Origin of the sequence: Asticcacaulis sp. (assembly GCF_051954415.1) — a bacterium.
In the GTDB taxonomy this organism is placed as follows: domain Bacteria; phylum Pseudomonadota; class Alphaproteobacteria; order Caulobacterales; family Caulobacteraceae; genus Asticcacaulis.
Genome location: NZ_JBQCHT010000012.1, coordinates 79725 through 91785, shown reverse-complemented (window position 1 = coordinate 91785; position 12061 = coordinate 79725). Strand labels below are relative to the sequence as shown.

General features: G+C 61.7%; 8 protein-coding genes. 6 read left to right on the top strand and 2 right to left on the bottom strand.

The window, feature by feature from the left end:
• The first annotated feature begins 203 nt into the window (after window positions 1-203).
• The 5 genes from ACTHND_RS04200 (at window position 204) to ACTHND_RS04180 (ending at window position 8643) form a co-directional block, all read left to right on the top strand.
• Window positions 204-3173, top strand: a complete 2970-nt coding sequence (locus ACTHND_RS04200) for a TonB-dependent receptor (protein WP_440176070.1) — start codon at window positions 204-206, stop codon at window positions 3171-3173.
• A gap of 87 nt (window positions 3174-3260) precedes the next feature.
• Window positions 3261-4853, top strand: a complete 1593-nt coding sequence (locus tag ACTHND_RS04195) for a family 43 glycosylhydrolase (RefSeq protein WP_440176069.1) — start codon at window positions 3261-3263, stop codon at window positions 4851-4853.
• 1 nt (window position 4854) lies between these two features.
• The gene (locus tag ACTHND_RS04190; RefSeq protein ID WP_440176068.1) at window positions 4855-5709 is read left to right on the top strand and encodes a rhamnogalacturonan acetylesterase; all 855 of its coding nucleotides are present in this window, start codon (window positions 4855-4857) and stop codon (window positions 5707-5709) included.
• Between the two features lie 10 nt (window positions 5710-5719).
• The gene (gene pelA, locus ACTHND_RS04185; protein ID WP_440176067.1) at window positions 5720-7027 is read left to right on the top strand and encodes a pectate lyase; all 1308 of its coding nucleotides are present in this window, start codon (window positions 5720-5722) and stop codon (window positions 7025-7027) included.
• A complete protein-coding gene (locus ACTHND_RS04180; protein ID WP_440176066.1) occupies window positions 7024-8643 on the top strand; it encodes a carboxylesterase/lipase family protein in 1620 nt (539 codons plus the stop codon). Before pelA ends, ACTHND_RS04180 begins: the two co-directional genes overlap by 4 nt.
• On the opposite strand, the gene ACTHND_RS04175 is transcribed toward ACTHND_RS04180, so the two are convergent.
• Both ACTHND_RS04175 and ACTHND_RS04170 read right to left on the bottom strand, forming a co-directional pair.
• Window positions 8624-9373, bottom strand: coding sequence for an alpha/beta hydrolase (locus ACTHND_RS04175; protein WP_440176064.1), 750 nt, complete (start codon window positions 9371-9373; stop codon window positions 8624-8626). The two genes, ACTHND_RS04180 and ACTHND_RS04175, sit on opposite strands and share 20 nt — an antisense overlap.
• Window positions 9373-10734 (bottom strand): pectate lyase family protein, encoded by a 1362-nt coding sequence (locus ACTHND_RS04170; protein ID WP_440176062.1) that lies wholly within the window; start codon window positions 10732-10734, stop codon window positions 9373-9375. Before ACTHND_RS04170 ends, ACTHND_RS04175 begins: the two co-directional genes overlap by 1 nt.
• A gap of 168 nt (window positions 10735-10902) precedes the next feature.
• Between ACTHND_RS04170 and ACTHND_RS04165 the strand changes: the two genes are divergently transcribed.
• Window positions 10903-11961: a LacI family DNA-binding transcriptional regulator gene (locus ACTHND_RS04165; protein ID WP_440176060.1), complete on the top strand. Its 1059-nt coding sequence runs from the start codon at window positions 10903-10905 to the stop codon at window positions 11959-11961.
• Window positions 11962-12061 lie beyond the last annotated feature (100 nt).

Sequence of the window (12061 nt, the reverse complement as noted above, 5' to 3'; positions counted from 1 at the left end):
ACCGGTGTCATTCTTTGCCGCCGCAGGGCTTGTCAGCCTAAAATTTCTATGCCTAGTTGTTGATCATCGACGTTATGCGGATCTTGCGTGATCCGATGACACCGGTGTCAATTTATAAGCCGAAGCGGGGGCCAAAAGCCTTCCATTCACACGAACAGCCGGATGATAGTCCGGACTGTTGGCAAAACGGGGAGTAAAAACCGATGCTGAAACCGACCGACGCCCGAACTGCGTCCACATTCACCAAAGCCCTCGCCCTGAGCGCATCCGTCGCCGCCATTACCCTGGCCGCCGGCAGCCTGTACGCGGCGCCCGCCATGGCCCAGGATGCAGCACCGGCCGCCGCACCTGCCGCCGCGCCGGCCGATGATTCGACCCTCGTTATCGTCACAGGCTTCCGGGGTTCGCTGCAAACCGCCATCAGCGAGAAGAAGCGTTCCACCGATATGATCGACGTGATCAAGTCGGAAGATATCGGCCAGTTCCCTGACCTCAACCTGGCGGAAAGCCTGCAGCGCATTCCGGGCGTCTCGATCGACCGGGACGGCGGCGAAGGCAAACAAATCACGGTGCGTGGTCTCAATTCGGAATTTTCGCGCACCCGCCTGAACGGCCTGGAAGCCCTGGCCACCACCGGCTCCAAGGATTCTTCAGGCGGCACCAATCGCGGCCGCGGCTTCGACTTCAACGTTTTTGCTGCCGACCTGTTCAACTCGCTGACCGTGCGCAAGTCGCTGTCGGCCGAGATCGAGGAAGGCTCGCTCGGCGCCACGGTCGACCTGCAAACTGCCCGCCCCTTCGACTACAAGGGCTTCACCATGGCCGGCTCGCTTCAGGCCGGTTATAATGACGCCTCCAAACAGACCGAACCGCGCGGCACCTTCATGATCTCCAACCGCTGGGCCGACGGCAAGCTGGGCGCCCTGCTCTCGGTCGCCTACGGTACGCGTACGGTGATCGAGGATTCGACCAACACCACGCGCTGGGAAAATGCCTATGCCAATGGCAATGCCGGCCGGATCGGCAGCTACAGCACCGACGGTGGCCTGACCTTCATCCCGGTCACGCCTTGCGCCAACAATTCGTCCAGCCAGTGCAACAAGGCCGAAGACAATTCCAAGAACCCGGTCCTGACCGATCCGGAAGCGATCAAGATCAGCCACGCCCTGCACCCGCGCATTCCGCGCTACAATCACTTCGAGACCGACCAGGAGCGCCTGGGAATCACCGCCGCCTTCCAGATGCGGCCAAACCCCGACACCCTGTTCACCCTGGAAGGCATGTACGCTACCTTCGGCTCCAACCGCGATGAATGGGAAATCGAGGGCATTTCCTTCAGCCGCAACGGCGCGGGTTTCCCCAATTCGGGCGTCTATAACTACACGATCGACGACGAAGGCACCATGACCAAGGCGTCGTTCAACGATGTCGATATCCGCGCCGAACACCGCTATGACGAACTGAAGACCACCTTCCAGCAACTCAACCTGACCTGGGACCAGAACTGGGGTGATCGCCTCACCTCCAAGCTGCTGATCGGCGCTTCGGATTCGCTGCAGGACAACCCGGAACAGACGACCTTCACGTTTGAATCCTACAATGTCGATGGCTACAGCTACGACTATTCGGACATGACGCATCCGGTCTTCGACTATGGCACCTCATCGACCGGCTGTTCGCCTGATCAGGCCTGTTACTGGACCTATTCCAGCAGCAAGACCAATGGCGACGCTTCGCTGATCCGCCTGCGCCCCCAATCGGTCGAAAACAGCTTCGCTACCGCCAAGCTCGACCTGAAATACGAACTGACCGACAATATCGACATCAAGTTCGGCGCCTCCAGCAAGAAGTATGAATTTAACTCCACGGAATACGGTCGCTTCACCAGTGATCCTCTGAAACGCGACGAAGACGCCTCCGGTGCCATCGTTGACGCGATCAACACCGATATTGCCGGCTATTCCGAGACGGTGACGGTGGGCGGCAACACCTATCTGATCCCCAATCTCGATAAGATCCGCAGCACTTTCGATTACAACTGCAACTGCACCAACAGCTACGGCACATTCACAGTCAATACGACCAACTCGTCTTCGCTCGCCGGCAACCGCGATGCCGAGGAAGTCGATACCAGTTATTACGTGCAGGCCGATTTCAAGGGCCAGCTCGCCGACATGCCGTTCCGCGGCAATATCGGTACGCGCCAGGTCCGGACCCAGACCACTGTCAGCGGTTACATCGGCGGATCCGGCGCGCCGACCCTGACCACCATCCGCCGCAGCTATGACGACTCGCTGCCTTCGATGAACGTGATGATCGAGCCACTGGAAAATGTCTATGTCCGCTTTGCGGCCGCCAAGACCATGGCGCGTCCGACCCTGCTCTCAATGACACCCGGCGGCGGTTCGATCGACACCACCAAGAAGACGCTGAAAACGGGCAATCCCTACCTCGATCCGGTTCGCGCCAACACCATGGACGTCTCGCTCGAATGGTATCCGGACAAGGACACGCTGGTCACGCTGGGTGTGTTCCAGAAGGACATCAAGAGCTATATCCAGTCGCGCGTCACGTCCGCCAAGCTGAGCGAACTGGGCTACAATTATGCCGACCTGGGCGAGACCAGTGACGTTGAATATGACGTTACCACCCCCGTCAACACGCCGGGTGGCGATCTGAAGGGTTTTGAAATCAATATTCAGAAGCCGTTCACCTTCCTGCCCGGCTTCCTCAGCCGGACCGGCGGCATCCTGAACTACACACACGTCGAATCGCAGATTCAGTATTACATCGGTGCCAGCGACACGACGACGACCGAAGCCGATCTGCTGGGCCTGTCTCCGGAAGCCTGGAACGCCACGCTCTATTATGAAGGTGAAAAGCTTTCCGGCCGCATCGCCGCTTCGTACCGCGACGGCTACCTGTCCCAGCTTTCGCCCGGCTCCTCGGCCGATTTCTGGGGCAAGCACGAGACCCTCAACTTCGATGCCCAGATGACCTACAAGATCAACAACCAACTGACCCTGGTCCTGGAAGGCATCAATCTCACCAACGAAGCGGATGACCGTTACGTTGCCTACAACACGGTCCAGGGCAATACCGCCCAGAACCTGCTGTACGACTACGGCACCTCGGGCCGCCAGTATTATCTCGGCCTGCGTTACAAGTACTAAGCGTATCCCTCCTCCTGTCATGACTGGGGCGCCGGAGTCATCCGGCGCCCCCTTTTTATGAGCGGGGATGTTTTTGAAGGAGAGGTCATGCCGAAAGCCAGCCGCCGCGACGCCCTGAAATCAGCCGGACTGGGTGCCCTGCTCTTCGGCCTGCCCGCTGGCAGCGATGCAGCTTCGCCTGCATCGGCGCGTGGCGTGGAGGGCCAGCGCCGGGCCGATCTCGGCGACGGCACCTTCCTCAATCCGATCATGGCCGGTGACCATCCCGATCCGTCGATCCTGAAGGACGGCGCCGACTATTACATGACCTTCTCGACCTTCGAAGCCTATCCCGGCCTGCTCATCTGGCATTCGCGTGACCTGGTGAACTGGCAGCCGGTAACGGCGGCACTGACCCGCAATATCGGTTCTGTCTGGGCGCCGGAGCTTTGTAAACACAAGGGCCGCTACTACCTCTACATCCCGACAAAGCAGACGAAGACACCCGGCAGCAAGACCACCTCCTGGGTCATCTGGGCCGACGACATCAGGGGGCCGTGGTCGGACCCGATCGATCTCAACCTGCCTGACCATATCGACCCCGGCCATGCGGTCGGCGAAGACGGCGCGCGCTGGCTTTACTTAAGTGGCGGCGACCGTGTGCGGCTGGCCGATGATGGCTTATCAACCATCGGCGCGCCGGAGCATGTTTATGACCCGTGGCATTATCCGGCGGAATGGGATGTCGAAAGTTTCTCACCCGAAGGCCCCAAGGTCACCCGTCACGGCGATTATTACTACCTGATCCTGGCGGTCGGCGGCACGGCGGGACCGCCCACCGGCCACATGGTCATCGCGGCGCGATCGCGCTCGATCAATGGCCCGTGGGAACAGCATCCGCGCAATCCGCTGGTTCATACGGCCTCGCTCGAAGAAAAATGGTGGTCGCGCGGCCACGCCACGCTCGTGGAAGGCCCCAAAGGCGACTGGTGGGGCGTTTATCACGGCTATGAGAATGGCTTCTGGACCTTGGGCCGCCAGACCCTGCTGGCGCCGGTCACCTGGAGCGCTGACGGCTGGTTCGATTTCGGCGGCGGCGACCTGTCGCAACCGATTAAAAAGCCCCTGCCGGGTCCGGCCACGCCGCACGGCCTTGCGTTGTCCGACGATTTCACGGCCGACAAATATGGCCGACAATGGAACTTATTCAATCCGGCCGCCGATGAAACCAGTCGCATCCGCCGCGAAAACGGCATCCTCCACCTGGCAGCGCGTGGTGAGGCCCCGTCCTCTTCCGCGCCGCTGCTGTGCGTGGCCGGCGACCTGGCTTATGAATTCGAGTGCGACATCGAAATCGATCCGGGCACCCGCGCCGGCCTGTTGCTGTTTTACGATTCCAGCCTCTATTGCGGACTGGGGTTCGATGAAAACACCTTCATCACCCATCAGTACGGCATCGAGCGCGGCCGCCCCGCCAATCCCCATGGCCGCCGGATGCATCTGCGCGTGCGCAACAACCGTCATATCGTCAGTTTCCATACGTCGGCGGACGGTCAGAGCTGGACGCGTTTTGATCGCGGCATGGAGGTTTCCGGCTACCACCACAATGTGCGCGGCGGCTTCCTGATGCTGCGCCCCGGCCTTTATGCCGCCGGCAAGGGCGAGGCCCGTTTCCGCAACTTCATCTACAGGGCGCTTTGATATGAAATCTGTCCTCACCACCCTGGCCTTCGTCTGTCTCGCCACCACGGCGCATGGACAAACCCTGACTCAAGCCGACGCCGAAGCACGCGCCCAGACCAAGCAGATCAGCGCGGTCAGGGTCATAATGGTCGGCGATTCGACCACGGCGGTGCAAAGCGGCTGGGGCGGCGCCTTTTGCGCCGATCACCTGACCTCTTTTGCCGCCTGTATCAACCTGGCGCGCGGCGGACGTTCCAGCTTCAGCTACCGCGCCGAAGGGTCATGGAATATCGCCCTGGCCGAGATGAAATCCGGCGGCTATGCCAAAACCTGGGTGCTGATCCAGTTCGGCCATAACGACCAGCCGGGCAAGCCGGGCCGTTCCACCGACCTGAAGACCGAGTTTCCCGCCTTTATCCGGCAATATGTCAGCGAGGCCCGCGCCGCCGGCGCCATTCCGGTGCTGGTCACGCCCCTGACGCGGCGCAGTTTCAAGGACGGCCAGCTAGATGACGATCTGGCGTCCTGGGCGGCGGCCACGCGTCAGGTGGCCGCCGACATGAATGTGCCTCTGGTCGATCTCCATGCCCGCAGCCGCGCCGTGGTGCAGGCGCTGGGTCCGCTGCAGGCCATGTCACTGGCCCAGGTGCCGCCGCCGCCCGACGTCGTGGCGGCTGCCGGTACGGGCACCACCATTTCTGCCGCCAAGGCACCGGCCTCGCCACCGGCGCCAGCCTTTGATCAGATGGCCTTCGCCAAACAGGCTTTCGATTATACGCACCTGGGCAAGACGGGTGCCGACATGATTTCCGGTCTTGTCAGCGAGGAACTGTCCAAAAACGTGCCTGATCTGCGTCCGTATATTATCCCATAGGAGTGCCACCATGAAACTACGCCTTTCTGCCCTTTCCATCATGACGGTACTCCTGGCTACCCCTGCCTTCGCCGCAGTCGTCGGCGTCAATACCGCGGCTCAGGCGATCACTGCCGAGCGCATCAACACCCTGCCGCCGGATGCGCAGCCGGCCTGGCGGACCTATCTCGATCGTTCCATAGCGCAGATGGCCGCCGATCGCGCCGCCCTGGCCGCCGAAGGGACGCCGGGCGATTTCGTGCCTGTGAAAATGCGTGGCGACAGTGAGAAGACCATGCCGCTCGATCGCGCTTCTGAATGGTACGCCACGCCGGAAGCCCGCCATATCGCCGATGTTATTGTCAGTTTCCAGACCCCGGCCGGCGGCTGGAGCAAGAACCAGTCACGCGACGGTGCTCTGCGCATACCCGGCCAGCCGTGGGCGGGAGACAACAATTCGCATTTCGTCGCGCCCGGCGATTTCGATATCGCACGTGACGAGCACTGGCACTATGTCGGCACGCTCGATAACGACGCCACCATCACCGAACTCCAGTTCCTGGCGCGCGTCATCACGGCCCTGCCCGGCTCTGACGGCCTGCCCTACCGCGCCGCTTTCGATAAGGGCGCGGCCTATCTGTTCAATGCCCAGTTCCCCAATGGCGGCTGGCCGCAGGTCTGGCCGCTGGAAGGCGGTTATCATGACGCCATCACCTTCAATGACGACGCCCTGGTTCACGCCGCCGAACTGATGTCGGATATCGCCTCTGGCAATGGCGATTACGCCTTCGTGCCGGAGGCCACACGCCAGAAGGCCGCCGCCGCGCGTGATAAGGCCATCGCCTGCATCCTGGCCACGCAGGTGCGCGTCAATGGCCATCGCACCGTCTGGGGCCAGCAGCATGATGCTCTGACCGAACAACCGGTGGCGGCGCGCAATTTCGAGCCCGATGCCCTTTCCAGCGCCGAAAGCGCCAGCCTGCTCGTCTATCTGATGAAGCTGCGCGATCCGTCGCCGCAGGTCGTGGCAGCGGTGCATGACGGCGTCAAATGGCTGCATGAGGTGGCGCTGCACGATGTCGCCTGGACCGATGGCGGCGATAAGGCCGCGGGCCGTAAGCTGATCGCCAGCCCCGGCGCGCCCGACCTGTGGGCGCGCTATTATGTGGCGGCCACCGGCAAGCCGATCTTCGGCGACCGCGACAAGACGCTGCACGACGATGTCAACGAAATCAGCCTGGAGCGCCGCAATGGCTATGCCTGGTTCAACACCGCGCCGCAGAAGGTCTTCAAGGCTTACGCCAAGTGGAGCCTCGCCCATCCGCAGGCCGCGCAATGAACCGCCGCGACAGCCTGAAGTTCATGGGCGCCGCCGCCGGCCTTATGGCCGTGCCTGCGCTCGCCAGGACCAACACACCGCAAGTGATGACGCAAGCCGGTCCGGTGATTGGACAGTCAAAGAGCGGCGTCGATGTCTTTCTCGGCCTGCGTTACGGCCAGGATACCGGCCCAAATAACGGCCCAAATAACGGCAAAGCGCGCTTCAGGCCGCCAGTAAAGCCGCAACCGTGGACAAAACCCTATATCGCCGATCATTATGGTGCGGCGGCCCCGCAAGCCGGTACGCCCGATCCTTACGGCCAAAGCGAAGACTGCCTGTTCCTCAATATCTGGACGCCGCAAGCCAGCGCGGGCAAGCAACGGCCGGTCATGGTCTATATCCACGGCGGCGCCTACAATACCGGCTCCGGCGGCAGCCCGCTCTATGACGGCACCAATCTGGCCTTGCGCGGCGATGTGGTGGTGGTAACCCTCAATCACCGCCTGAACGCCTTCGGTTATCTCTATCTGGCACGGCTGGAACACGAGGTCACAGGCGCGCCGGGACCGCTGGCCTTTTCCGGCAATTGCGGCCAGCTCGATATCAATCTGGCGCTCGAATGGGTGCGTGACAATATCGCGGCCTTCGGCGGTGATCCCGGTTGTGTCATGGTCTTCGGCCAGTCCGGCGGCGGTGCCAAGATTGCCACAATGATGGCGACCCCGACAGCCAGGGGCCTGTTCCACCGCGCCACCACCATGAGCGGCCAGCAGGTCACCGCCTCAGGCCCCGGCAACGCCAGCCAACGCGCCATAACCTTCCTCGCTGAACTTGGGCTCAAACCTGATGCCGCTGGACTGGCGCAGGTGCAGACCCTGCCCATGGCTGACCTGGTGGCGGCGCTGAAGGCCACCGATCCGGTGATCGGCAAGGGCGGGCTGTACTTCGGCCCGGTGCTCGATGAAACTGTCCTGTTCCGCCATCCGTTCTGGCCCGATGCCCCGGCGCAATCCGCTGACATACCGATGATGATCGGCAATACGCACGATGAAACCCGCGCCTTCCTGGGGGGCGATCCGCATAATTTCGCCCTGACCTGGGAAGAACTGCCAGCAAAACTGCCGCCGCAATACCGCGTCGATATCGATCCCTATATGGTGATCAATACCTACCGCCGGCTTTATCCGCAGATGTCGCCGTCCGATGTCTTTTTTGCCGCCACCACGGCCGGACGTTCGTGGCGCGGCGCGATCGAGGAACTGGAGGCCCGCGCAAAGTCAGGCGCGGTCACTTACGCCTATCAGGTCGACTGGCAAACGCCGAAAGACGGCGGCCGGCTGGGTGCGCCCCACACCATCGATATCCCTCTGGTTTTCCGCACCACCGGCGTGCCCGACAGCATCACCACTGACAGCACAGACGCCCGCAAAATGGCCGATCTGTTCTCGGATGCCTTCATTGCTTTTGCCCGCACGGGTTCACCGCAAACCGCCGCCCTGCCGGACTGGAAACCCTATTCAATGGCAAAGCGCGAAACAATGCTGATGGACCTGCCGCCGCAACTGGCCAATGATCCGCGTGGCGAGGAGCGCAAGCTCTTCGCCAGGGTGCCCTTCACCCAGCAGGGCACCTGATCTCAAGCCAGCGCGCCGCCAGATCAGGCCAGGCAGCATGAGTTCCATCCCTGTGACGCAGGGCGAAGCCATGCGGCGCTGTTCCGAAAATATGCGCGTCCAGATCGATGCCGGCGTCGCGCGCGGCGGAAATGAAACGCAGCGCATTTTCGACGGGGACCACGCCATCATGCAGCGCATAGGCCAGGAAAACCGGACCGTCCGGCATGACGGACAGGCCCACGGGCCACTCGTCGTAAAAGGCTTGCTTTTCCGGAGGCGCGAAATCAGTCTTACCCGACGGCACCTTATGATCACGATGATTACCGCTCAAGGGCGCATAAACCGCCAGCACGCCGGCAACCGCCCTCTGACTTGCCAACACCATAGCCAGATGGCCGCCAGAGGACAGTCCCATAATGAATAGCGGCAAATCCCGGCCCAGATGATCCAGCGCCAAAAGGCCATCGGTCAAAGCAATGTCGTGCGGATGACCATCGGCACCAGGGAGGCGATGAATGAGTACGCTGGCCTCATAACCCAGTCCGCCCAGCCAGGCCGCGATTTTCGCGCCTTCCTTGTCAGCCATCAGGCGCGTGTAGCCGCCGCCGGGACAGACCAGAACCCGCGCCGCCGGTCTGTCCACTGGATAGACGTGCAGTTCCGGATGATGAATATGCACGGCGATGCATTCACCATCCATGCACTCAAAAATATTCTCCGCCCCCGCCGCCAGCCGGATGACCTGCATCAGTGCTTCGGCGCCGACTTCGCATATAGCGACGCCCAGCCGGCCTTGGGGCTCATGTCGTCAAGGTTCCAGTCGGCTTCGTTGAACGGCGCATCGGTGCGCTGATATTTCGGATAGCCGTAATAGTTCTGCGTCTCGGAATCGATGATCTCACCGCGCCCCTCGGCCACATCCGACAGGATCTTGAAATCGACGTCGTCACGGTCCCAGGGACGGGCGCCGACGGATTCGTAGATTTCATCCTCCAGCCGCGCTGCCGGAATGATCGGCATATTCTCCGGCAGATAAGGCGTCTGGGCCTTGACGATTTTCGCCGAACCGGTGGTGTAGCGGCCGGTCTGGGCCACCGGTGTTCCATAGGGATCGACGGCGATATTATCGCGCATGTACAGCGACACGTCGCCATCGCCGCCTAAGCTGAAGAGCGGCGTGGCGGTCACCGTATCCGGCCCCTGGCGATAGACATTGCCGATCAGGGTGATCATCCCGGTCTCGAACGGATGGGTTTCCCATTCATGGGCGATCAGGTTGTAATGAACCGCCTTCTGTCCCGGATTATAGATCATCGAATTGACCTCGGCGGCATGAACCCCGCCCTTGAACAGGGCATTGCGCTCCTCGTTCGAGGCATAGAGATTGGCATAGAGCAGGATGCCCGTGGCATTGTCGTGGATCAGGCCGCCCTTGGAATGCTCGCCCTTGCCGTGGGTCGATTTCGCCAGCCCTTCATAAACCAGGTTATGGCTGTAGGTAATGTCATGCGAGGTGTTCTGCCGCCATTCGCTGATGCCCGCCCCCTTGAAGCGCGGCCCGGACGCCGACAGGTTCTCGTCGGTCGCCCATGAGAAACTGCAATGATCGACAATGACATTATAGGCCCCGTTGGCGGAGAGGCCATCGGCTTCCCAGCCGCTTTTCGTGGGGTGGCCGGCCTCGCCGGTGCGGACCATGATATGCTGCACGATCACATCATGGGTGGCTATGTTGAACTCGCCCTTGATGAAGGTGATGCCTGGCGAAGGCGCCGTCTGGCCGGCAATGGTGAGGAACGGATTTTTGATGCGGATCGAGGCGCTGTCGAGATCGATGACGCCGCCAACCTCGAAAACCACGATGCGCGGCCCTTCGGCTTCCACCGCCGCGCGGAAGGAGCCCGGCCCGCTTTCATTGAGATTGGTGACGCGAAGGATGCGCCCCCCCTTGCCGCCCTGGGTGGCCGCGGCCCAGCCCAGGACATCATAGGTCGACCGGTTCAGATGAAAATCCGCTGTCGCCGGCGCTGCCGCCATGGTTAGAGAAGCCTGGAATGGGGCAGCGAGGGCCATGACGCCGCACAGCCATAATATCTTTTTGAAAGACATAGCGTTTCCTTCTTTTCAAACCCTGTTTCGGCCGGTTCGGCCGTCTTCGGTCCGCCCGCTCGACTCCTTGCGTGAAATCGATGCGTGACGTCCGCCTTATAGTATGGTAACCGGTGTCATAAAGCTAATCAACGCCCTTTGCAAGGGGGCGAATTCCGGGGAGGCGGGATGACGGAGACGATTGAAGCCTTTCTCGGCCGTCGCAGGAAGGCGACCATAAATGATGTGGCCCGGCTGGCCGGAGTCTCCAAAAAGACCGTCTCGCGCGTCATCAACAACTCGCCGAGCGTCCATGCGCGGACCCGCGACGAGATCGCCGACATCATTACGCGCATCGGCTTCCGGCCCGATCCGCAGGCGCGCGGTCTGGCCTTTCGCCGGGCCCTGCTGATCGGCCTGATCTACGACAATCCCAATGCCCAATATATCGTCAACATGCAGATGGGCGCGCTGGACCGCCTGCGCGGTTCGGGCATCGAACTGGTCGTCCATCCCTGTACCTGGCACAGCGAAACCTTCATTTCCGAACTGCGCGACTTTCTGGAAAGCCAGCGGCCCTCCGGCGTCATCGTCCTGCCGCCGATCGCCGAGGACCGCCGGTTGCTGGACCTGCTCGACGAACTGAAGGTACCGCGCGTGCGGGTAACGGCGCGCACCTCCGGCGATAGCAATACTTCCATTGGGCGGGAAATCGTATCTTGCGATGATATCGGCTGCGCCGAGGCCGGCGCGCATATCGCCGCGCTCGGTCATCGCCGCATCGGCTACATCGGCGGCAATCCTGACTATCCTTCGGCCCATGTCCGCCGGCACGGTTTCGAGACCGGACTGGCCGCGCATGGCATCGCCATCGCGCCGGACCTCGATGAAACGGGAAATTACAGTTTCGAGTCCGGCTATGCCGCAGCGAGGCGCCTTCTCAGCCGGCCTGACCGCCCCACGGCGATCATCTGCGCCAATGACGAAATGGCCGCCGGCACCTACAAGGCCGCTTTTGAAGCCGGCCTGGCTATACCCGGCGATCTGACCCTGATCGGTTTCGACGATGCGCCGATCGCCGACCGCCTGTCGCCGCCGCTGACGACAGTTCGCCTGCCGACCCGCGAAATGGCGCGCATGGCCGCTGATCTGCTCGTCACCAAGGCTTCCCCCACTGACCCGGCCATAACGGTGGCCTCGGCCCTGATCGTGCGCGGCTCTTCAGGGGTGCCTCAGGCCGACCTGTGACGCTGCTCCAGAATTGTGTTGCCAAAATAAATGACACCGGTTACCAAACGTACAAACCACAACACATAAACAACGAGGAATCGAACGGAAAACGTCCGAA

Coding starts and splice junctions, on each gene's coding strand:
- ACTHND_RS04180 (WP_440176066.1), top strand. CDS start 7,024: ATGAACCGCCGCGACAGCCTGAAGTTCATGGGCGCCGCCGCCGGCCTT.
- ACTHND_RS04165 (WP_440176060.1), top strand. CDS start 10,903: ATGACGGAGACGATTGAAGCCTTTCTCGGCCGTCGCAGGAAGGCGACC.
- ACTHND_RS04195 (WP_440176069.1), top strand. CDS start 3,261: ATGCCGAAAGCCAGCCGCCGCGACGCCCTGAAATCAGCCGGACTGGGT.
- ACTHND_RS04170 (WP_440176062.1), bottom strand. CDS start 10,734: ATGTCTTTCAAAAAGATATTATGGCTGTGCGGCGTCATGGCCCTCGCT.
- ACTHND_RS04200 (WP_440176070.1), top strand. CDS start 204: ATGCTGAAACCGACCGACGCCCGAACTGCGTCCACATTCACCAAAGCC.
- ACTHND_RS04190 (WP_440176068.1), top strand. CDS start 4,855: ATGAAATCTGTCCTCACCACCCTGGCCTTCGTCTGTCTCGCCACCACG.
- ACTHND_RS04175 (WP_440176064.1), bottom strand. CDS start 9,373: ATGCAGGTCATCCGGCTGGCGGCGGGGGCGGAGAATATTTTTGAGTGC.
- pelA (WP_440176067.1), top strand. CDS start 5,720: ATGAAACTACGCCTTTCTGCCCTTTCCATCATGACGGTACTCCTGGCT.